This window comes from Nocardioides bigeumensis (assembly GCF_039531755.1).
Classification (GTDB): domain Bacteria; phylum Actinomycetota; class Actinomycetes; order Propionibacteriales; family Nocardioidaceae; genus Nocardioides; species Nocardioides bigeumensis.
This window is the reverse complement of the sequence record NZ_BAAAQQ010000007.1, coordinates 34258-56491: the sequence shown is the minus strand read 5'-3', so window position 1 is coordinate 56491 and position 22234 is coordinate 34258. Positions and strand designations below refer to the sequence as shown.

Sequence of the window (22234 nt, the reverse complement as noted above, 5' to 3'; positions counted from 1 at the left end):
GTGCGCGAACACACGGGGGAAGGGCCCTCGTCGGTCTCAAAGGGGTCGACGTCGACATGAGCACACACATCTCGCGGAGCAGCCGGAGCGCGCGCCAGCGCCGCGGCGGGGCTCTAGTAGGCGGCCTCGCCGCCGTGGCGACGGCCCTGGCCGGCGCCACCGTCGCGTCGGCCGGACCGGCGGCGTCGGCGCCGCCGACGGGCGACTGCGCGACGGCGTACCCGATCGCCGACCTGGCCGCAGGTGACCCCGTCACCGGCAAGACGGTGTCGGCCGGGACCGTCCCCGACCCGTTCACGGGCTCCGTGCTCGGCGTGATCGAGGACGGCATCGCGCCCGACCTCGACATGGTCATGGTGCGCCTCACCTCCACCGAGATCGACCGGGTCGGCGGCATCTGGCAGGGCATGTCGGGCTCGCCGGTGTACGCCGGCGACGGCCGCCTGATCGGCGCGGTGGCCTACGGCCTCTCCTTCGGGCCCTCACCGGTCGCGGGCGTGACGCCGTTCGCGGAGATGGACAACTACCTCGCCGGCGCGACCACCAGTCGCGTCTCCGTCGACGCGGGGCAGGCCCGCGCCATCGCCGGGGCGGCGGGCATCACCCGGAGTGAGGCGGCGCAGGGGTTCACGCAGCTCCGCATCCCCTACGGCGTCTCGGGCGTCAGCGGCTCCCGCCTGGCCAAGATGCCCGAGCGGCCCTACCGCGACAAGACCCTGGCGACGAGCAACGCCACGACCGACGCCGCCGGCCCCGGCGCGGACACGATGATCGCGGGCGGCAACGTCGCGGCGACGCTCGCCTACGGCGACATCACGCAGGGCGGCGTCGGGACGGTCACCTCGGTGTGCGGCCAGCGCGTCGTCGCTTTCGGTCACCCGCTCGCCTTCTTCGGCACGACGACGCTCGGTCTGCACCCCGCCTCCGCGGTCTACGTCCAGGAGGACTCGGTCGGCCCGCCGTTCAAGGTGGCCAACTTCGGTCCCCGCGTCGGCACCATCACCGACGACCACCTCAGCGGCATCACGGGCACGTTCGACGCGATCACGCCGACCACCTCCGTCACCTCGACCCTGGTGCACGGCGCCCGCAGCCGGGTCGGACGCACAGACGTCGCGGCGCCGATCGCCACCGCGGACACCACCGCGATCCAGATCCTCGCCAACCACGACCGGCTCCTGGACGGGCTCACGAAGGGCTCCGAGCTCCAGAGCTGGACGATCGCCGGCGCCCGTCCCGACGGCACGCCGTTCACGCTGGTGCGCACGGACCGCTACGCCAGCAGCGACCTGGCGTTCGAGGTGCCCTTCGACGTTGCCGACGCGGTCTACATGCTCGGCACCTTCGAAGGCGTCCGGATCGACTCGGTGACGGTCAACGGCACGGTCGTGAAGGACGCACGGACCTGGAGCCTGGCCAAGCTGCGCGCCAAGTCCGGCGGCGAGTGGAAGACGATCAAGTCCGGCGGTCGCATCGACGCCAAGGCGGGCAAGCTGCTGAGGCTCCGAGCCGTGCTCACCTCGCCGCTCGGCGAGCGGGCGGTGCGCGTGAAGGTCAAGGTGCCCGGTCGCGCGCAGGGCGGCGGCTTCCTGGCGGTGACCGGCGGAGCCGACTACTTCGGTGCGGTCGACTTCTCCGAGGAGGGCGGGGGCTTCGAGTCGTTCTCGTCGGTGGACGACTACCTCGTGAGCCAGCGCGCGACCGTGCGCAACGACGCCGTCGCCGTCGACCTCTTCGTCGAGGGACGACGCTCGACCAAGATGCGCCAGGGCGTCTCCGCTGCGCAGGACCGCGTCGTCAGCGGCTACAAGGAGTACCGCGTCCGCATCCGCTGACGCGGTGGTGGAGATCACCCTGCCGTCGATGCGGTACGGAATAAATTGTCGCTCTAAGATGTAATAGTCGTAGCAGACATTGATTCCTTACACATCGAAACGGTCCCAGAGGGGACGAAAGGGTGATCTCCACCATGAACGCGCAGCTGCACTTGGCCCTCGGACTCATCGAGGGACGCGCTTGGAGCGACCAGGACCAGGCGATCCTGCGCGACCTCGAGCTGGCCCGCGAGAGCGCGCGCCAGCGCCGGCGCGGTGGTCGCCGCACCCGCTGAGCCGAGACACCTAAGGTGGCGGGCATGAGCACGCCACCGAGCACGCCCGACGAGACGACGCTGCGCTTCATCGAGCTGACGAAGATCGGGGAGGGCAGGTTCAAGGCGACCAACCGTCGTGGGGGAGTGCTGCCGATCGGCTCGGGTGACGATCCCGACTTCTCACCCGTCGAGCTGCTGCTCGCCGCTCTGGCCGGCTGCAGCGCCATCGACGTCGACCTGATCACCGGCAAGCGGGTCGCCGCGACGTCCTTCGACGTGCGTGCGGAGGGTCACAAGATCCGCGACGACGAGGGCACCCGGATGGTCGACCTGCGCGTCACCGTCGACATCGACTGGCCTGAAGGCGCCGACTGCGACCGGGCCCGCTCGATGCTCCCTGGTGCGCTTCGTCAGGTCCGCGACCGCATCTGCACGGTCACGCGGACGGTCCAGGTGGCGACGCCGGTGACCTACGACGGCACCGACGGCACCGACGGCGCCGACGGCTGACCGTCAGCCGATCGTCACCTTCTCGATGTCGACCTGCTCGGCTGGGGGCCCGTCGGGCGCACCATCGGCCGCACCCTTCGCCGCGATGCCCTGCACGACCTTCAGCCCGGCTGCACCGACGTGGCCGAACACGGCGTAGTTGGGGTCGAGCTGCGTGTCGTCGTACACGATGAAGAACTGGCTGCCGTTCGTGTCAGGGCCGGCGTTGGCCATGGCGAGCGTGCCGGCGGGGTACGTCTCGTCGCCGGTCAGCTCGTCGGCGAACTTGTAGCCGGGACCGCCCATCCCCGTGGCCGTGGGATCTCCGCACTGGAGCACGAAGATCCCCTGGGTGGTGATGCGGTGGCACTGCGTGCCGTCGAAGTAGCCCTGCTCTGCCAGGGAGACGAAGCTGTTGACCGTGCACGGCGTCGCCTCGCGGTCGAGGGTCAGGTCGATGTCGCCTGCGTTCGTCGTCATCACCGCGGCGACGTCGCCCGTGTCGGGTGCCTCCTCGCTGGGCGCGTCGATGCCCTCGGGAGCCTTGCTGCCGTCCTCCGGGTAGGCGCAGGTCGTCATGGACTGCGGCTCGGCGCCCACGGCCTCAGGATCCGTTGCTGCGTCGTCCTCTCCGGAGCACCCGACCAGCAGGCCGACGCAAAGCAGAGCGGCCGCCGCAGCGACGACGGGGCGACGGACGCGAGGCAGTGGCACGAGCATGCGCCGATGGTAGGCGAGGGCCGGGGGAGCGGGGTGAGAACCGCCGCCGCGGTCCTCTGTCCTGCTCCGTGGCCGCGCAGTCCTGGCGCGCCCCGACTGCGGCAGGATCAAGCACGTGGGCGAGCACACCACCCGTTACACGCACGGGCACGAGCAACCGACGCTCGCGTCGCACGCCACCCGGACCGCGGCCAGCTCGGCGGCGTACCTCCTGCCCCTGCTGTCCCCTGGCATGCAGGTGCTCGACGTCGGGTGCGGACCGGGCACCATCACCCTCGACCTGGCCGCCCTCGTGGCGCCCGGACGGGTGATCGGCATCGACAGGGTCGAGGCGCCGCTGGTGGCGGCCAGGGCCGCAGCGGCCCAGCGGGGGGACACCGTGACGGAGTTCCGCACGGGGGACGTGCTGGCACTGCCCTACGACGACGACTCCTTCGACGTCGTGCACGCCCATCAGGTGCTTCAACACCTGCGCGACCCTGTCGCCGCCCTCCGCGAGATGGCTCGCGTGTGCCGACCCGGCGGATGGGTCGCCGCACGTGACGCGGACTACGCCGCGATGAGCTGGCACCCCGAGCTGCCCGGTCTCGAAGACTGGCGCCGGGTCTATCGCGCCGCCGCGCTGGCGAACGGCGCGCAGCCGGACGCCGCCCGCCACCTGCGCGCGTGGGCGGCCGCGGCCGGGCTCGACGACGCCCGTCTGTCCGCCAGCGTCTGGACCTACGCCGACGACGACGCCTGCCGGTGGTGGGGGAGCAGCCAGGCCGACCGCGTGTCCGGGGACGTGTTCGCGTCTCAGGCTGCCGAGCAGGGACTCGACGCTGCCGACGTGGAGCGGCTCGCCGACGCGTGGCTGACCTGGGGAACCGCGCCGGACGCGTGGTTCACCATCGTGCACGGCGAGCTCCTCGCCAGGCCCTGACCGTTCGGGTGACTCGCCCCTCTCATGCATTTCGGGCATGCATTTCGGGTCATGCATTTCGGGTCATGCATTTCGGGTCATGCATTTCGGGCGGGGGAGCGGGCCCGGATAGCCTGTCGCGCATGCGGATCCTCGTCACGGGCGGCGCCGGCTTCATCGGCAGCAACTTCGTCCACCAGACCCTCGCCACGCGCCCTGACACCGATGTCACCGTCCTCGACGCGCTGACCTACGCCGGGTCGACGGCGTCGCTCGCCGGCGTCGAGGACCGCATCCGGTTCGTCGAGGGAGACGTGGCCGACACCGACCTCGTCGAGAAGCTCGTCGGGGAGGCTGACGCCGTCGTCCACTTCGCAGCCGAGTCCCACAACGACAACTCCCTCGCCGATCCGTCGCCGTTCATCCGCACCAACCTCATCGGCACCTTCGCGCTGCTCGAAGCGGCCAGACACCACGACGTGCGCTACCACCACGTGTCCACCGACGAGGTCTACGGCGACCTCGACCTCGACGACCCCAAGCGGTTCACCGAGGACACGCCCTACGCGCCGAGCTCGCCGTACTCCGCCAGCAAGGCCGGCTCCGACCACCTGGTCCGCGCCTGGGTGCGGTCCTTCGGACTGCGGGCCACCCTGTCCAACTGCTCCAACAACTACGGGCCGCGGCAGCACGTCGAGAAGTTCATCCCGCGCCAGATCACCAACGTCATCGACGGCATCCGGCCAAAGCTGTACGGCGACGGGCTCAACGTGCGCGACTGGATCCACGTCGACGACCACAACAGTGCGGTCTGGACCATCCTCGACAAGGGACGGTCGGGGGAGACCTACCTCATCGGCGCCGACGGCGAGGTCAACAACCGCGACGTGATCCGGATGATCCTCGAGCTGATGGGTCAGGATCCCGATGCCTACGACCACGTCACCGACCGGGCCGGCCACGACCGCCGCTACGCCATCGAGTCCGGCAAGCTGCGCACAGAGCTGGGCTGGACACCGGCGTACGAGAGCTTCCGCGACGGACTGGTCGCGACGATCGACTGGTACCGCGAGAACGAGTCCTGGTGGCGCCCCGTCAAGGAGGCCACCGAGGCGAAGTACGCGCTGACCCAGCGGGTCGTCTCACCCTGAATCCGAAGTGGTACATCTTGGGATGACCACCCAGATCGCGGTGCGCCTGCCGGATGAGCTCGTCGCTTCCTCGACAGCCTCGTCGCTGCGGGGGCAGGGGAGCCGGCGTGACCCATGCGCGTCAGGTGAGCCACGAGGCGTAGAAGATGCCGAGCCCAGCGGCAACACCGATCCCGGCGACGATCCAGAAGCGGATCACCACGGTCACCTCGTCCCATCCCAGGTGCTCGAAGTGGTGGTGGATCGGAGCGATGCGGAAGATGCGACGACCCGTGCCCGTGAGTCGCCGGGTGATCTTGAAGTACGTCATCTGCAGCAGCACGGAGGCTGTCTCGAGCACGAAGAGGCCCGCGATGATCGCCATCAACAGCTCGGTGCGCGACATGATGGCCAGCCCTGCCACGGCGCCACCGATCGCCAGGGAGCCCACGTCGCCCATGATGATCTGGGCCGGTTTCGTGTTCCACCAGAGGAAGCCGACGCACGCGGCGGTGATCGCGGCCGCGTAGACCGCGAGATCGAGCGGGTCGCGCACGTCGTAGCACTGTGACTGGACCACGCCGGGCCGCGAGGAGTCACACAGCTGGTTGTTCTGCCAGATGCTGACCATCACGTAGGCGCCGATGATCAGCGCCGACGCGCCCGCGAGCAGCCCGTCGGCGCCATCGGTCAGGTTGGCGCCGTTGGAGGTCGCGGTGACGATGAACCAGATCACGAGCAGGACCACGACCAGGGGCAGCTTGATGCCCCAGTCGTGAGTCGTGGAGATGTACTGCGACGCCGGCCTCACACCACGCTCGTCGGCGAAGAACTGCGTGGCCAGCACTCCGAAGGTGAGCGCGACGACCGTCTGACCGGCCATCTTCGCCCGGCTGCTGAGACCCTGGTTGTTCTGCGTGTAGACCTTGATGAAGTCGTCGAGGAACCCCACGGCACCGCAGCCGAAGAACAGCAGCATCAACAGCCAGGCGCTGGCACTCGGCAGCCCGCCGCTCACGAGCGTCGCCACCAGGTACGCCGCAGTGGAGCTCAGCAGGATGACGAGTCCACCCATGGTGGGCGTCCCGCGCTTGACGTGGTGGGTCGTCGGTCCGTCGTCCCTGATCGGCTGGCCGAAACCGTGCCGGCTGAACCAGGCGATCGCGAAGCGGGTCCCGGCCAGCGAGCACAGGACGGCAAGGCCGCCGCTCAGCAACAACGCCCGCATCGAAGTCGAGCTCCTCTCGGCCACCCGGATGGTCGGTCCCGTCGAGACGAGAGGGGAGTCTTGTCGGGAGAATTGTGCGCGACGAGGGGTGACGATGAGCTCAGGGCGCGCCGAGAAGGAGCAGAACCCCGATCCATCCTAAGTGACATAATGTAAGTTATCGGCGGTCTACGCTTCTCCTGATCTGCCTAGGAGCTCCGCGAACCCTCAGCAGGGCCGAAGAACACCAGAACCGTCAGGTCCTCGGTGATGTCGTGGAACCGGTGCACCTCGTGCGCGGCGACGAAGAACACGGAGCCGGCGGAGACGTCGATGGTCTCGCCGGAGCTGGTGAACTTCGCCCGGCCGCCCGTGACGACGTACACCTCGTCCTCGGTGTGCGGATCCTGGGTGTCCTCGCAGCCCGCGCGCAGCGAGTAGGTGCCGAGGCTGAGGTCCGGGACCTTCAGGTGCTCGACGTAGCCCGTGCCCGACTCGTCCAGCGGTCCGAACCGCCCTGCGTCGCCGAAGATCTCCACGCGCGAGAGGCTAGTCCTCGTGAGCACCATCCGACACGTGCTGCTGGACGCCGACGGCGTCCTCCAGGACCTGCCCGGCGGTTGGTACGCCGCCATGGAGCCGTATCTCGGCGAGCGTGCCCGCGAGTTCCTGCACCAGTCCTGGGAGGACGAGCTGCCGATGCTCGCGGGCGAGGGCGAGTTCCTCCCCCTGCTCGAGGGGCACCTTCGCGAGTTCGGGGTCCACTCCCCTGTCGAACAGGTGTTCGCTGACGTGTGGTGCCGCATCGACCGGATCGCAGAATCCTTCACCGTCGTGGACGACCTGCGCCGGGCCGGGTACGGCGTGCACCTCGCGACCAACCAGGAGCGCAACCGGGCGGCGCACATGCGTCACGTCCTCGGCTACGACGACCTCTTCGACGTCAGCTGCTACTCCTATGACCTGGGCGTCGCGAAGCCCGACCCGGCGTTCTTCCGGGAGGCCGCGCGGCGCATCGACGCCAACCCGGCCGAGATCCTCTTCGTCGACGACAACGCGAACAACGTCGACGGCGCCCGGACCGCCGGGCTCGCCGCCGTGCACTGGGACTTCACCCAGGGCCACACCGTGCTGCTGGGGCTCATGGAGGCGCACGGCGTCCGCACCGGGTCGGTCGGCCGACCGCCTTCTTCACCAGCGCCTCGGGGCTCGCTGCGGTCGACATGACGCTGTCCGTCGTGTGAGTGCCGGAGCCTCAGCCGTAGTGTCTGGTCAAGACCCGACGTACTCCTTGAGGTGCTTTCCCGTCAGCGTCTTGGCCTGTTTCACCAGCTCGGCAGGCGTTCCCTCGAAGACCACGCGTCCGCCGTCGTGGCCGGCACCCGGGCCGAGGTCGATGATCCAGTCGGCATGCGCCATCACGGCCTGGTGGTGCTCGATGACGATCACGGACTTGCCTGACTCCACCAGCCGGTCGAGCAGGCCGAGGAGGTTCTGGACGTCGGCGAGGTGCAGGCCGGTGGTCGGCTCGTCGAGGATGTAGACGTCGCCCTTCTCCGCCATCTGGGTCGCGAGCTTGAGGCGTTGTCGCTCGCCGCCCGAGAGCGTCGTGAGCGGCTGGCCGAGGCTGAGGTAGCCCAGGCCCACGTCGCGCAGCCGGTCGAGGACCTTGTGGGCTGCCGGCGTCTTCGCCGCCCCCTCGCCGAAGAACTCCTCGGCCTCGGTGACCGACATGGCGAGCACCTCGGCGATGTTCTTGCCACCCAGGGTGTACTCCAGGACCGCCGCCTGGAAGCGACGCCCCTCGCACTCCTCGCACGGCGACTCGACGGTCGCCATCACGCCCAGCTCGGTGAAGATGACGCCGGCGCCGTTGCAGGTCTGACAGGCGCCCTCGGAGTTGGAGCTGAACAGCGCGGGCTTCACGCCGTTCTCCTTGGCGAAGGCCTTGCGGATCGGCTCCAGCAGGCCGGTGTACGTCGCGGGGTTGCTCCGCCGCGATCCCTTGATCGCCCCCTGGTCGACCACGACCACCCCGTCGCGCCCGGCCACCGACCCGTGGATCAGCGAGCTCTTGCCCGACCCGGCGACACCCGTGATGACGCAGAGGACGCCGAGCGGCACGTCCACGTCGACCTTCTGCAGGTTGTGCAGGGAGGCGCCCCGCACCTCGATCGCCCCGGACGACTCACGGACCGAGCCCTTGAGCCGGGCCCGGTCGTCGAGATGCCGTCCGGTCACGGTGTCGCTCCCCCGCAGCCCGTCGACGTCGCCCTCGAAGCAGATCGTGCCGCCGCCCGTGCCGGCACCCGGCCCGAGGTCGACGACGTGGTCGGCGATCGCGATGGTCTCCGGCTTGTGCTCGACCACGAGCACCGTGTTGCCCTTGTCGCGCAGCTGGAGCAGCAGGTTGTTCATCCGCTCGATGTCGTGCGGGTGCAACCCGATCGTCGGCTCGTCGAAGACGTAGGTGACATCGGTCAGCGACGACCCCAGGTGCCGGATCATCTTGGTGCGCTGGGCCTCTCCCCCGCTCAGCGTGCCGGCCGGCCGGTCGAGCGAGAGGTAGCCGAGCCCGATCTCCGAGAACGAGTCGAGCAGGTGCTGCAGGCCCTTGAGCAGCGGAGCGACGGACGGCTCCTTCAGCTCACGCACCCACTCGGCGAGGTCGCTGATCTGCATGGTGCAGACCTCGGCGATGTTCTTGCCCTTGATCTTCGAGGACAGCACCTCCCGCGTGAGCCGGGTGCCGTCGCACTCCGGGCACCGCTGGAAGGTCACGGCGCGGTCGACGAAGCGGCGTACGTGCGGCTGCATCGCCTCGGGGTCCTTCGACAGCATCGACTTCTGGATCTGCGGGATGATCCCGTTGAAGGTGAGGTTGACGCCCTCGACCTTGATCTTGGTCGGCTCGGCGTAGAGCATCGTCTCGATCTGCTTCTTGGTGAAGGCCTTGATCGGCTTGTCCATCGGGAGGCCCATGCCCTCGAAGAGCCGGCCGTACCACCCGTCCATCGAGTAGCCCGGGATCGTCAGCGCGCCGTCCTTCAGAGACTTGTCCTCGTCATAGAGCGCGGTGAGGTCGATGTCGCTGACGTTGCCCATGCCCTCGCAGCGCGGGCACATGCCGCCGAGGTAGACCGCCTGCTGCACCACGGCCTTCTCGACGCGGCCACCGGCCTTCTCGGTCGACATCACCCCGCTGGCCTTGCGGGTCGGCACGTTGAAGGAGTACGCCGTCGGCGGGCCGACGTAGGGCGCCCCGATGCGGCTGAACAGGATGCGCAGCATCGCGTTGGCATCGGTGGCGGTCCCGACCGTGGAGCGCGGATTGGCCCCCATCCGCTCCTGGTCGACGATGATCGCCGTGGTCAGACCGTCGAGGTAGTCGACCTCGGGACGCGCCAGCGTCGGCATGAAGCCCTGGACGAAGGCGCTGTAGGTCTCGTTGATCATCCGCTGCGACTCGGCGGCGATGGTGGCGAAGACGAGCGAGCTCTTGCCCGAGCCCGAGACGCCTGTGAACACGGTCAGCCGACGCTTGGGCAGCTCGACGCTGACGTCCTTCAGGTTGTTCTCCCGGGCGCCCTGCACCCGGATCAGGTCGTGCTGGTCGGCGGCGTGGGTGCTGTTGACAGGCATGCTCGTGGGGTCCCCCTTGGATTGTCGGCCGGCGCTGGAATCCAAGCAGACCAGTCGGACAGTCGAAACTCAGCGGCCCTGGATGCGCAGCATGTTGCCGCTCGGGTCGCGGAAGGCGCAGTCGCGCACGCCGTACGGCTGGTCGGTCGGCTCCTGAACGACCTCGGCGCCGCTCGCCTCGAGCCTGGCGAAGGTCTCGTCGACGTCGTCGGTGGCGAGGTTGACGCCGAAGTAGCTGCCCTTGGCCATCAGCTCGAGCAGCATCCGCCCCTCTTCCTCGGTGATCCCCGGCGCCGCCGTCGGCGGGTGCAGCACGATCGACGTGTCCGGCTGGCCCTGAGGGCCGACGGTGATCCACCGCATCCCGTCGTAACCGACGTCCATGCGGACCTCGAAGCCGAGGGTGTCCCGGTAGAACGTCAGCGACGCCTCCGGGTCGGTGTGCGGCAGGAAGCTGTGGTGGATGCTGAGGTCGGTGTTGGAGGTCATGCCGATCACGCTAGGTGCGCGACCGCGGCGGGCGCTTCTTCGTTCCTGACCGATTCGCCCGGCTTCCCGACCGGTCGCGAGCGGACGGGCTTGGTCACCTGCTTCGCCACGCAGGCCGGGATGCCGAAGGTCGCCCCGGCCTCCTCGTCCTTGTAGGCGCTCGGGGGCATGCCGACGAGCTCGGTGAACCTGGTGCTGAAGGTCCCGAGCGACTGGAAGCCCACCGCGAAGCACACGTCGGTCACGCTCAGGTCGCCGATGCGCAGCAGCGCCATGGCGCGCTCGATGCGGCGGGTCATGAGGTAGGAGTACGGCGCCTCCCCGTACGCCGCCTTGAACTGCCGGCTCAGGTGCCCCGACGACATGTGCACACCACGGGCGAGCGCATCGACGTCGAGCGGCTGCGCGTACTCGCGATCGATGCGGTCCTTCACCCTCCGCATCACGGCGAGCTCGGCCATCCGCGCGTCGGTCACCCTCCGATCGTAGACGTCAGAAGGTCGTCGGCAGGCTCAGCTCGGCACTCACCAGCTGGGCGAAGGGCAGGCGCTCCTCCGGCGCGGCGTACACCGACTCACGGTGCCGCTCGTAGAGCCGGTCGTCGGCGTACCTCGGGAAGACGTGCACGTGCAGGTGCCACACGTCCTGCCCGCCGGCCGGCTCGTTGTGCTGCCGGATCGAGGTGCCGTCGCAGCCGTACGCCGCCCGCACGGCCCCCGCCACCAGCTTGGTGAGGTCCCAGACGGCGTGCCCGTCCGCCTCGGGAAGGTCGTACAGGTTCTCGACGTGCCGGCGCGGGACGACCAGCAGCGCCCCAGGATTGGCCGGCCACCACCGCGGCGACACCCGAGCGAACGCGAGCTCCGTCACCGCGACGACGTCGTCCGGCCGGTTGCGCTCGTTGTACCGACCCGCTTGCAGCGCACAGAACGGGCAGTCGTACCCGGCGGGTTCGTGGGACGTCACCGCCTCAGTATCCGCCGCGCTCGTCTGACGCAGGACTTGCGGTTTGGTCACCAACCGCAGATCTTGCGGTCGGAAACCTGCGGTTGGTGACCAAACCGCAAGTCCGCGACCTGACTACCCGGCTGGCCGACCGGCTGAGAACCGGCTACTTCAAGTAGAGCTCGAAGCTCCGGCGACCCAGGTCGAAGTAGCGCTGCGTCATCTGGTCGGGTTGCGGATCGGCGGAAGCGGGGAGGAGGCGGACCTCGACGACGTAGTGCTTGCCCTTGCCGAGGTTCAGCGAGGGCCCCTTGAGGTTGGCTCGGAACTCGTCCTCGGTCGCGTCGTACGTCGCCAGGTCGTTCTTGTAGCTCCAGTACTGTGCGCCGACCTCACGCCAACGCACCTGCACGCGCTTGTCCCGGACGAGCTGAGCAGCCGCCATGTCGGACAGCCGCGCATCGTCCCACTCCAGCGCCCCGACTGCGAGGGGCGTGTTCGCGCTGGGGCTCCTCGTCGTCGTGCCGGTGTTGTTCACCGGGTTGTCGAAGAGCGTCATCGCGTACTGCGCCGCCATCGGCACCCGCATCAGGTCTGCGCCCTCGGCGGAGACCCGGGCCTCGAACGCGCCGACGGTGTTGCCAGCCGTCATCGGAGGCGCTTCGGCGTACCCGTCGGCGTTCGTGGTCACCGTGACCGTGGTCGCCCCTCCGGCGAAGGTCGCTCTCGCACCCGTGGTTGGGAGGGAGAAGGTGACCGGGACGCCCGAGACCGGCCCTGCGCCCCTCTTGACCACGGTGGCGAACAGCGGCTGCGGGTACGCCGTTCCCGCGCGGGTGGCCAGCCACTCTGGCGTGGAGATCACGAGGCCGTCGAGAACGACGTCGACGACGCGGCTCATCACCAGCTGTCCGGCCAGGTCGTAGAGGTCGGCGCGCACTGTCACCCGACCGGCTGGGGTCGCCCCGTCGACCTGCGCGATCAACCGGCCCTCGGGGTCGGTCATGCCCGTGACGGTCGAGAGGACCTCGCTGCCCCGCAGGACGCTGAAGACGACGGTGCGACCCTCGAGGTTGCGCCCACCTCCGGTCACCTTCGCCGTCACGCCGAGCGGCGGCGTCGCCGCCGGGCTCGTGGTGAGCAGCTCGAGGAATCCCCGCCCGTCGTCGGCGGGGGACACGCCGAAGTAGCCGCCGTCGGCCGTGTCGAGAGCGACCCCACCAGCACCGTTGGCAGCCTGCACGAGGAACCGCATCCCCTCCCAGTCCGTGGGGTCAGTGAGCGTCAGCGTCTTCGTCCACAGGGTCGAGTCGTCCTGGACCTGGTCGAGGTCCAGGGACTGCCAGCGCCCACGGAGCGTGGTCTTGCCGGTCTCCGGGTCCACCACCGGCGCAGAGCCGGTCGTGTACGTGACCCAGGCCTGCTGGACGCCCGCGGCCGGATCCCCAGCGACCCGTGCGGAGAACGTCACCTGGTTGCCCAGGACCGTCGCTCGGACGTCGCTGATGCCAGGGGCCGCAGCGAGCGTCGGGTCGCTGAGTCCCACCTTGGGGACGGAGGCGTTCGTGTAGAAGAGACGCACGTCGAGGTCGCCGTAGGCGCGCTGGATGTTCTTGCGCAGCTCGAGCGTGGAGTCGGGATCGTTCACGTACTGGCCCGGCGTCAGGATCAGCGACGTACGTCCCGATTCGCCGAGCGCTCCGAAGTAGTTGGCGGCGAGCAGCTTCTGCGGGAAGAAGCTCGGCGACTCGAAGGTCGTGTTGGCCGACGCTCCCTCGATGGCGGGTGCGCCGGTGAGGGGCAGGATGCCGCGGCTGTCCACGTAGGAACCGCCCCGGAAGCCGACACCGCGCAGGATGAGGTTGCCGTGGCTGACGTTCTCCACCTGCTTGGGCAGGGCGGGGGCGCCTGGTTGCACGGTGACGCCGCCGCTAGGCCCCTCGAGCCAGGTGTGCTGGGCGGGCAGGCCGTACGTCGTCGCAGCCGCACCGCTGGTCTTGGTGCGCTCGGTCGTCGGCGTCGGGTAGTTCTGGTCGTCGACCTGGAGCGTCAGACCGGCACCAGGGCCCGTCGTGGCGGCCTCCGGGGTGACCGTGGAGGCCGAACCCTGGGGGTTCTGGCGTCCGGCGTCGGTGAAGTCGACCCCCGTCATCGGCAGGCCGTAGAGCGTCGCCTGCAGCACAGCCTTCTGGTCGATGCCCTGCAGGACGCTCAGGCTGGACAGGTAGTCCTGCTTGGCCAGCGTCAGCGCGCTGCCGACCGCCACCGCCGGGGCGTCGACCGCGGGAGTGGTCGGGGACTCGCGCAGCCGCTGCACGATCCCGAGGTAGAGCCGCTCGCTGTACTCGAGGAAGTCGCTGTCGCCGTACTGGTAGCCGGTGCCACCGATGAGCACAGCCTTTTCCCGCGCGAACGCCTGCGTCCAGTCGAAGGTGTTGGTGCCCTGTGGGGCGGCTCCGTCGACGAAGTTGTAGCCGGAGTGGCAGCCGGCACTGAGCACGAGCGTGTCGGTGAAGTGACCGTCGACGGCAGAGTCCAGCTCCCCAGCCTCCAGGGCGGTGGCGAAGTCGGCCGCCAGGGTGTCGTTGGCCGAGAAGTGCCCCGCGAGGTAGACGAGGTCGTGTCGCTGCCCGCCGATGAGCGCGTCGTAGAGGTCGTCCGCCTTCCAGGACTGGTCGTGCGGGGTGCCCGCGGCTGCGATCAGCTCGTCGTGACGCCCACCCGGCATCGCGCCGGCGAACTCGGCGTTGACTCCCTTGGCGGCGTCCTCCAGGAAGTCGTAGCCCGTCACGAGCGAGGACCGGCTCGCGATCGGAGCCCCCCGCAGGTCGTCGAGGTAGTGCCGCACCGTCGCGATGATCTCGTCCGGCGTCTTCACCAGCCGCCCGACAGCCAGGTCCTGCACCGGCACCGTGGCCCCGCCGATGGTCACCTCGGATCGAGCGCCGTAGGCATCTTGGCTGAGCACCTGGTCGTTGCGCAGGCTCGCCTTCGCCGCCGAGTCGTCCAGCAAGGTGATCTCGTCGGCGAACTGGCTCTCCTGCCCCAGGCCCGAGGTGTCGGGGTAGCGGAAGAAGGGGACGACGTCGTCACCGCCGGCGATCACGACGTACTTGCTCGCCGGGTTGCGGTAGGAGTCGATGATCGCCTTGGCCTCGCGGGCGACGAGGTTCATCGCGTAGGGGCAGCGCGAGCGGACCCGTGCCTGGTCCTGGAGGTCAAGGATCCGTTGGGAGTCGCTGAGGTCGACGACCGTCCCGGCCGTGGCTGCGGCGAGCTCACCCAGTGTGTCCAGGAACGTCTGCCGACCAGCAGACCCGGCTGGCAACCCGAGACGCGCGGTGTCGGTGACGATCACGGTGCTGAAGCCGTTGCCGGTCGCGCCCAGGCTCGGTGACGCGTGATAGTCCAGGAGGTCCTTGCACGCCTCGCCGCCCGTGACGGTGTAGGTCAGCTGGAACGCGTTGTCAGTGTCGAAGGCCTGGTCGTCGTGACCCTGCACTCGGACGTAGAAGAAGCCGTCGGTGTTGCCGGTCGCGGCCGACAGGGCCTCCGCACGGTGGTCGGTGTTGGCCGAGACGGCCAGGAGCGACTGGCTCTGCGCCCCCACGAAGGCGTCGCGGAACTCAGGGTCGACCTGGAAGTCGGCGGAGTAGACGCCGGGCGCGTAGATGCGTGGCGCGTAGATCCGCGGCGCATAGATCCGTGGTGCGTAGATCCGTGGTGCGTAGATCCGCGGCGCATAGATCCGCGGCGCATAGATGCGGGGTGCGAACGTCGTCGACGGCAAGGCCGTCGGAATGGTGGCAGCCTTCGCCACCTCCGACGGGAATGCCGGGACCGGGTTGGCGTCGCCCGGCGCACCCGCGGCGGCAGCACCGGCCAGCTGGGTGAGGTCGGAGCCCTTGGTGAGCCGGTCGAACGTCGTCGCGATGTCGCCGTAGAGCGCCAGGTCGTAGTCGCGGGAGAGGTCGGGCCAGTTGCCGAGCTGGTCCCGCTCCCCCGCACCGGACAGGTTCACCGTGACCTGCTGACCAGGCACCACCGGGATCTTGAACCAGCGGGCCTCCCCCGCTTCCTCGATCCGTCGGAACTGGTCGCCGGCCGGCAGCGCCTCGGCACCCAGCCACTGGCGGTTGTCCTGGCCGATGGTGCCGTCGAGGTAGGGCTTGGTGCTCAGCGTGAACGTTCCGTTGATGAAGTTGTTGTAGTCGCCGTTGCCGCCTGTGAGGCGGAAGCCGTACGTGTCGCTGGGACCCACCCACGCATCCGGGAAGGTGGCGACGCCGCCGTAGAGGAATCCGTTGGACGGTGTGGTGCAGCAGCTCGTCAGCGGCGGGTTCAGGATCGTGGCCCGTACCGCACCGTTCACGATCAGGTCGAGCTGCACGCGGACCTGGAACCAGGCGTGCAGCCCCTGCCAAGTCCACGGAACCTTGATGTCGCCGGTGGCACTCGATGTGGTGGCCGTGGTGGTGAAGTCCCAGCTGGCGCTCGCGCCGAGCCCGTCGCCGTTGTACGTCATGGCGGCCGCGGATGTCGTGCCGTCCGACAGAGTGCGGGTGAGGGGGGGCTCGCCGGGTCCGACGACGGCCCATCCGGCGTCGACGGGTCCCGCGGACGCTGGCGCGGTGCCGACGACCGTGACGAGACCAGAGAGCACGGCCAACGAGGCGAGCACCGCGAGCGCAGCGACTCGCGATCGTCGTCCCACGTGGCGCAGAGACGTGTGGACAGGCGTCGGCACTTTGTTCTTTGCCCCCCAAAGCCGTCCCCCCCGGCCCCGGTGCGGAGCCGATCCCCTGGGGAGCGACGGAGTCAGCCTACGGTCATCAGCCCGGACTGGCGATCCAACTTCAGGACAAATCGTCAGGTCGGGACCCGAGATCCGGAGGGTCGTCAGGCCGACACGAGCGAGCCGACCCTCTCGAGAGTGACCTCGAGGGTCGCTGCTGCTCCCTCGACCTGGGCCCGGTCCAGGTCGCCGCGCGGGGTGCGCCGTCGTGCCGGGGCCACGGCCGCCGCCAGGGCCTGCTCGGTCGGCAGGAACCTCGGAGCGCCGATCTCAGCCCGCAGCGTCTCGGCGGCCGAGAGCAGACCCACCGCGTCCGTGTCGGTCTCCTCTCCGCGCGCCAGGAGCCACACGGCGACGTCCTCCAACAAGTGGGCGAGCGACCAGAGGTCGTCACGCTCGACGTACGCGTCCAGAGCCCGCTGGAAGTGCAGTCGCGCGGAGGCGAGGTCGCCGACGTCGCGGGTCGCGTTGCCGAGGTTGTGGTGCCCGACGGCCACGATCCACGGGTCGCCGACCTCCTCGGCCAGCACCTGCGCCTCCTCGAACCGCTCACGTGCCAGGTCGGGATCACCCCGGACCGTGGCCAGCATGCCCATGTTCGTGAGAGACACGCTGACCGCGCGTCGGTCACCGAGCGCGCGACGTCGCGCCAAGCCGTCCTGGCCGAGGCGCTCGGCGTTGACGAGGTCGCCCTCGTCCTCCGCGACGAGCGCCAGGTTGGTGAGCAGGGCCGCCACGCCGGCCTCGTCACCCAGCGCCTCGCGGATCCGCAGGCTCGCCTCGTACGACGCCCGCGCGCGACCGACGTGGCCCTGCTGGGACGCGAGGGTCCCCCGCAGGTGGAGGACGCGCGCCTCGCCGGGTCGGTCACCCACCGCGACGAACGCCGCTTCGGCCTCGCTCAGCTCCGACTCCGCCTCGGCATAACGTCCCTGCTTGCGGTCGAGCTCGGCGCGGGCGGTGCGGGCGTGCGCGACGCGGGCCACGTCGCCCAGCGCCTCGGCTGCCTCACGCGCCTGGGCGACCGCGGCTTCGGCCGCAGCCCAGTCACCCCCGATCTCCAGCGACTCGGCCAGGTGGAGCAGGACCTCCGCACGCTCGTCCGCCTCCACCAGTGGGAGCACCTGTCGCAGGTAGGCCACGGCCGCCTCGTTGGCGTACGCCGCCCGCGCGGCGTCGGCCGCGGCTGTCAGGTAGTGACGCTTCTTGGGCACGTCGTCGCTCTGGCCGTAGTGGTAGGCGAGCAGGTCGAGGTGCCGCCGGGGCCCGTCGGCTTCACCCTCGAGTGCCGTCCCCACGCCGCCGTGCAACGTGGCCCGCAAGCTGAAGGGCAGCGAGTCGTAGGCGACGTCGCGGGTCACCGCGTGACCGAAGGCGAACGCGCGCTCCTCCGGGTCCTCGAGCTCGATGAGGCGGGTGCCGGCGAGCGAGACCAGCTGCTCGTGGACCTGGTCCGGGCCCCCCAGGTCGGGGTACGCGGACGCCACCAGGGGCGACCGGAAGGCGCGGCCGACGACACTGGCCACCTTGACCGCACGACGCGGGCCCTCGGGCTGCGCGTCGATGCGGCTCAGCACCAGGCTGTGCAGGCTCGCGGGCAGCTCCAGCGCGTCAGCGGCCGAGCCCTCCGTGCGCTGGTCGTGTGCGACGACGTAGTCGACGAGCTGCTCGAGGTAGAACGCGTTGCCCTCGGCGCGGCTCACGACGGTCTCGAGGATCGCCGGCTCAGGATCGCGCCCTGTCAGCAGGCGGTGGCGCTCGACGGCCAGCGCCTGCGATGCCTCGGCACCGAGTGACTCGAGCACCAGGTCCGTGGCGTGCTCCCCGCGGCGCAGCGGAAGCCCGGCGTAGGCGGTCCCGTCCGGGCGGCTCGTCACGAGCAGCAGGACGGGGGCGTTCGCGGCCGCCCTGCCCAGCACCTCGAGCAGGTCGCGGGACAGCGGGTCGAGCCAGTGGGCATCCTCGAGCACGAGGGTGAGCGGCTCACGGCCTGCACGCGCCACCAGCAGCCGGCGCAAGAGGTCCTCGAGGGAGGTCTTGCGCAGCTCGCCCTCGAACGACGCCGTCAGGTCGCTGTCGGGGAGCACGACGCCGAGGACGGGGCCGAGCAGCGGAGCTCTCGCGCGCAGGGCCGGCTCCAGGTCGGCCACCGCGTCGACCACGGCGTCGGCGTCGGTCCCGTCCGGGTCGAGGCCGAGGAGGTCGAACCAGATGTCGCGCCACGCGACGTACGTCGCCTGGGTCGCGGTCCGCGCGGCCTCGCCAGTCGCGACCAGGCCGCCATCGCGGAGGACCTCTGCGACGAGCTCCCCCACCAGGCGGGACTTTCCGGTGCCTGCTTCGGCCTGGACGACGACCACCTGCCCGGAGCCCGCCTCGGCCGTGCCCCGGACGTCACGGAGCGCCGCGAGCTCGGTCTCCCGACCGACGAGCACGTTGGCTCGCCGGGTCGCCTGGGGGCGGCGGGTACCCGTGTTCCGGCCCCGGAGGCCGCGCACCGGCAGCGGCAGGGTGCGGCCCTTGAGGCTGAAGTCGGCCATCGGCTCCCAGTCGAACCTCGCGTCGGCCGCGCGGGCGACCTCCTCGTGGACCAGCACGCTGCCCGGAGCGGCCTTCGTCATCAGCCGCGCGGCGAGGTTGACCGCCTCGCCCAAGCAGCAGAACGTACGCCGCTCGGCGTGGCCGTACGTACCCATCCGCAGCCCGCCGGTGGCGATGCCGACCTGGACGTCCTCGACGCGTACCTCCTCGCCGATCTCGATCAGGCGCAGCGCGGCCTCGCAGGCGCGCGCCGCATCGTCCTCGTGCGCGATCGGTGCCCCGAAGACGCCGTACAGGTAGGCGCCCTTGTCACCGATCGTCAGCTGGAGGACCGAACCCCCGTTGTCGTCGAGAGCCAGCTGGGCGCGGGTCACGAAGTCGTCGAGGATGGCGGGCGCCTCGGGGTCCTCGTCGAAGTCGAGACCGCCGAACCTCACGAAGATCGGCACCGCGGGGCGCAGCTCGGCGAGGAACTCGCCGCGCCCGACCACCATCCGGTCCCAGACCGGTGGCAGCACCCACTGGCGGGCGAGGTCGTCGGGCAGGCGCGGCCACGAGAGCTCTACGTCGGGTGCCGCCGGTGCGTCCGGGAAGGTCCCCACGACGCCGACCGGACCGGCCTCGCCCAGGCGGGTCTCGCGCAGCACCACCTGATCTCCGAGAGCCTCGATCGCGCCGGCGTCCAGGACCACCTCGCCCGGCTTGGACTGCTGCTCGGCGGCAGCCAGCGAGTCCATGAGCGCTCCGGCCAGCACGTCGATCAGCTGCACCTCGGGATCGCCGACGACGAAACGGTGCACCGGCCCGACCGCGACCGCGACCTTGACGCCCAGCGTCACCGCCTCGCCCGAGGGCGTGACGACCACGCCTACCCGGTCCATGACCCGCTGCATCTCCAGCGCGCACGCCGTCGCCAGGCTGCCGTCGTCGCCGTCGACCCAGGCGGTGACCGCGTCGCCACTGAAGTACACGACGTTGCCGCCGTACTGGTGCAGGAGCTCTATCAGTGCCGCGAAGATGCGCCCGATGTTGGCGCTCAGGACCTCGGCACCGCGGCGTCCGCCGAGCTGGCGCACGAGAGCCTCGGTCAGCTTGGTGAAGCCCGAGATGTCCACGAAGACGCCGGCGCCCGACGTCTGCAAGGGCAGCTCCTCGCCGCGCGCCAGGCTGCGTCGCCGGTCCCCCGGGATGTACGCCTGGGGGTTGTCCCCGGGCAGCAGCTGGGTCATCGAGGCCATCCTGGCACGCGGGGCGAAGGTGCCTCACCGTCGTTTGTGGGTGGCGGAACCTAGGGTGCTGCTGTGCCGAAGCAGACCACCGGACCGCTCGTGCTCAGCGCCCGCGACGCGCGGCGGGTGGCGTTCCGTGCGCAGCTCCTGGCCGACGACCGGCCGTCCGACCTGCTCGCGCTGGCCCGGCACCTCACGGTCCTCCAGTACGACGTCACCCGGCACGTCGCGCCCAGCGCCGACCTGGTCGCCTGGAGCAGGCTGGGCAGTGAGTTCCGTCCCGGCGACCTGGAGGACGCCGTCGCCGCAGGGAGCCTCATCGAGCTCGACATGATGTTGCGTCCGGCGGAGGACCTCGCGCTCTTCACCGCCGAGATGGCGGTGTGGCCGGGGCCCGGACCGCTCAAGGACTGGCAGCGCTCACTGCGGGACTGGGTCGAGGCCAACGACCACAGTCGACGAGACATCCTCGACAAGCTCCACGACGAGGGGCCGTTGCCCACCAGCGCCTTCCCCGACACGACAGCCGTGCCCTGGGAGTCGAGCGGGTGGAACAACGACCGCAGCGTGCGCATGCTCGTGAGCCAGATGGTGAGCCGGGGCGAGGTGGCTGCCGCGGGTCGCGACGGCCGTGACCGGTTGTGGGACCTCGCCGAGCGGGTCTACCCCGACGTGCCACCGGTCCCGCTCGACGAGGCGCTCGAGATCCGTGCCCGGCGCCGACTGAGGTCGCTCGGGCTCGCCCGGGCACGGGCGGCCCGGATGCCGGGCGAGCCCAACGACGTCGGTGTGGCCGGGGTCGAGGCCGTCGTCGACGGGGTGCGTGGCAAGTGGCGCGTGGACCCGGCGTACCTCGACGGGCTCGACGATGCGTTCGACCGCCCGTGCGCAGTCCTGCTCTCCCCGTTGGACCGCCTCGTCTTCGATCGCAAGCGCATGGACGAGCTGCTCGACTTCGACTACCAGCTCGAGATGTACAAGCCGAAGGCCAAGCGGCGTTGGGGCTACTGGGCGATGCCGATCGCGCACGGCGACAGGCTGGTCGGGAAGCTGGACGCCAAGGCCGACCGCGACTCCGGTGTCCTCGAGGTCGGGGCGATCCACGAGGACGGCCGCTGGTCCGCAGCGATGCGGGAGGCCGTCGACGAACAGGTCGCCGCGCTCGCAGACTGGCTGGGCCTCGTCGAGGAGCGCGGACCGGTCTAATCCGTCGCGACAAGGGAGTGTCGCTCCGTCCACACTGAGGAGGTGGACCTGAGCACCTTCTACGCCGTCGTCTCCGCCACCTCCTTCACCCTCGTCGGCCTGTGGTGGACCGTCGTCGAGCGGCGGCCCGACTGGCTCGCCGACCTCCAGATGCGTCGCCTCGTCGGCGGCGTCTACATCTCGTTCCTGTTGCCCGGGCTGATGAGCCTCTTCGCACAGGTCGATCCCTCGGAGCCCTTGATCTGGCGGTTCACGTTCGTGATCGCCTCGGCCATCGGCGCCTACAGCACCTTCAAGCTCATCCAGGTCGACCGCACGGTCGACTTCCCCGGCCCGGTGCGGCGGTTCCGCTGGCTCGTCGCCCTCGTCTACGGCCTGATCGCGCTGCTCGGCGTGGTCCCCGAGCTCGCCACCAACGTCGGTCTCACCCCGCCCCAGGCGGCCGCGTTCCTGCTGGTGCTGCTCGTCGTGCTCGCGCACGCGCTCACCTGGGAGTTCATGACCGAGAACCGGCCGACCCACCGCGAGACACCCCGCGACTGACGCGCGACTGAGCGCGCGCGAAATCTGTGGTCCTGCAGATGAATCACCGGCGTCGTTCCGGTCTCCTCCCTATCGCGAGACCTTCCGGCCGGACCCGACCGCGACCACCAGAGAGGAGCACCGTCATGTGGGACATCGCCATCGCCGGCCCCGGCGCCCGAGGCACCACCGAGCACCTGACCCACGACCTGCCGTGCACCTCCTGCGGGCACGCGGTCCACACCTTCCTGCCCTGCGGCGACAGGTGCGCCTGCCCGCCGGTCGTGATGCCGGGATCGCTCGCCGCCTGAGCCTGGTCTGGACCA

Annotated in this window: 18 protein-coding genes; 9 read left to right on the top strand and 9 right to left on the bottom strand. The window is 70.2% G+C overall.

Going from position 1 to position 22234, the window contains the following annotated elements; all coding sequences use genetic code 11:
* Positions 1–56: 56 nt before the first annotated feature.
* From ABD295_RS07295 to ABD295_RS07285, 3 genes are all read left to right on the top strand, one after another.
* Positions 57–1835: a hypothetical protein gene (locus ABD295_RS07295; RefSeq protein WP_344303016.1), complete on the top strand. Its 1779-nt coding sequence runs from the start codon at positions 57–59 to the stop codon at positions 1833–1835.
* 122 nt (positions 1836–1957) lie between these two features.
* On the top strand, positions 1958–2110 hold the full coding sequence (locus ABD295_RS07290) for a hypothetical protein (protein WP_344303015.1): 153 nt from the start codon (positions 1958–1960) through the stop codon (positions 2108–2110).
* 24 nt (positions 2111–2134) lie between these two features.
* Complete coding sequence (locus ABD295_RS07285; protein ID WP_344303014.1) at positions 2135–2602, top strand: OsmC family protein; 468 nt, start codon at positions 2135–2137, stop codon at positions 2600–2602.
* Positions 2603–2605: 3 nt separating this feature from the next.
* On the opposite strand, the gene ABD295_RS07280 is transcribed toward ABD295_RS07285, so the two are convergent.
* Positions 2606–3301: a peptidylprolyl isomerase gene (locus ABD295_RS07280; protein ID WP_344303013.1), complete on the bottom strand. Its 696-nt coding sequence runs from the start codon at positions 3299–3301 to the stop codon at positions 2606–2608.
* A 115-nt stretch (positions 3302–3416) separates the two neighbouring features.
* On the opposite strand from ABD295_RS07280, the gene ABD295_RS07275 reads away from it, so the two are divergent.
* Positions 3417–4223 (top strand): methyltransferase domain-containing protein, encoded by an 807-nt coding sequence (locus ABD295_RS07275; RefSeq protein WP_344303012.1) that lies wholly within the window; start codon positions 3417–3419, stop codon positions 4221–4223.
* A 122-nt stretch (positions 4224–4345) separates the two neighbouring features.
* Positions 4346–5353: a dTDP-glucose 4,6-dehydratase gene (rfbB, locus tag ABD295_RS07270; protein ID WP_344303011.1), complete on the top strand. Its 1008-nt coding sequence runs from the start codon at positions 4346–4348 to the stop codon at positions 5351–5353.
* Between the two features lie 121 nt (positions 5354–5474).
* On the opposite strand, the gene mraY is transcribed toward rfbB, so the two are convergent.
* Both mraY and ABD295_RS07260 read right to left on the bottom strand, forming a co-directional pair.
* Positions 5475–6560 (bottom strand): phospho-N-acetylmuramoyl-pentapeptide-transferase, encoded by a 1086-nt coding sequence (mraY, locus tag ABD295_RS07265; protein ID WP_344303010.1) that lies wholly within the window; start codon positions 6558–6560, stop codon positions 5475–5477.
* 188 nt (positions 6561–6748) lie between these two features.
* A complete protein-coding gene (locus ABD295_RS07260) occupies positions 6749–7078 on the bottom strand; it encodes a cupin domain-containing protein (RefSeq protein ID WP_344303009.1) in 330 nt (109 codons plus the stop codon).
* A 19-nt stretch (positions 7079–7097) separates the two neighbouring features.
* On the opposite strand from ABD295_RS07260, the gene ABD295_RS07255 reads away from it, so the two are divergent.
* Positions 7098–7766 (top strand): HAD family hydrolase, encoded by a 669-nt coding sequence (locus ABD295_RS07255; protein ID WP_344303008.1) that lies wholly within the window; start codon positions 7098–7100, stop codon positions 7764–7766.
* Between the two features lie 45 nt (positions 7767–7811).
* Here ABD295_RS07255 and ABD295_RS07250 read toward each other — a convergent pair whose 3' ends face one another.
* The 6 genes from ABD295_RS07250 to ABD295_RS07225 all read right to left on the bottom strand — a co-directional run bounded on the left by ABD295_RS07250 (position 7812) and on the right by ABD295_RS07225 (position 20180).
* Positions 7812–10181, bottom strand: coding sequence for an ATP-binding cassette domain-containing protein (locus ABD295_RS07250; protein WP_344303007.1), 2370 nt, complete (start codon positions 10179–10181; stop codon positions 7812–7814).
* Between the two features lie 69 nt (positions 10182–10250).
* Positions 10251–10670 carry a VOC family protein gene (locus ABD295_RS07245; RefSeq protein ID WP_344303006.1) on the bottom strand — a complete coding sequence of 140 codons (420 nt, stop codon included), beginning with the start codon at positions 10668–10670 and terminating at the stop codon, positions 10251–10253.
* A 5-nt stretch (positions 10671–10675) separates the two neighbouring features.
* Positions 10676–11146 (bottom strand): helix-turn-helix transcriptional regulator, encoded by a 471-nt coding sequence (locus tag ABD295_RS07240; RefSeq protein WP_425574002.1) that lies wholly within the window; start codon positions 11144–11146, stop codon positions 10676–10678.
* Between the two features lie 16 nt (positions 11147–11162).
* A complete protein-coding gene (locus tag ABD295_RS07235; protein WP_344303005.1) occupies positions 11163–11636 on the bottom strand; it encodes an HIT family protein in 474 nt (157 codons plus the stop codon).
* A 145-nt stretch (positions 11637–11781) separates the two neighbouring features.
* On the bottom strand, positions 11782–16329 hold the full coding sequence (locus ABD295_RS07230; RefSeq protein WP_344303004.1) for a hypothetical protein: 4548 nt from the start codon (positions 16327–16329) through the stop codon (positions 11782–11784).
* Between the two features lie 185 nt (positions 16330–16514).
* Positions 16515–20180 (bottom strand): tetratricopeptide repeat protein, encoded by a 3666-nt coding sequence (locus ABD295_RS07225; RefSeq protein WP_344303003.1) that lies wholly within the window; start codon positions 20178–20180, stop codon positions 16515–16517.
* Between the two features lie 72 nt (positions 20181–20252).
* Here ABD295_RS07225 and ABD295_RS07220 point away from each other — a divergent pair, with 72 nt between their 5' ends.
* From ABD295_RS07220 to ABD295_RS07210, 3 genes are all read left to right on the top strand, one after another.
* Complete coding sequence (locus ABD295_RS07220; RefSeq protein WP_344303002.1) at positions 20253–21386, top strand: DNA glycosylase AlkZ-like family protein; 1134 nt, start codon at positions 20253–20255, stop codon at positions 21384–21386.
* A 42-nt stretch (positions 21387–21428) separates the two neighbouring features.
* Positions 21429–21929, top strand: a complete 501-nt coding sequence (locus ABD295_RS07215; protein WP_344303001.1) for a hypothetical protein — start codon at positions 21429–21431, stop codon at positions 21927–21929.
* Positions 21930–22054: 125 nt separating this feature from the next.
* A complete protein-coding gene (locus ABD295_RS07210; protein ID WP_344303000.1) occupies positions 22055–22219 on the top strand; it encodes a hypothetical protein in 165 nt (54 codons plus the stop codon).
* Positions 22220–22234: the final 15 nt, after the last annotated feature.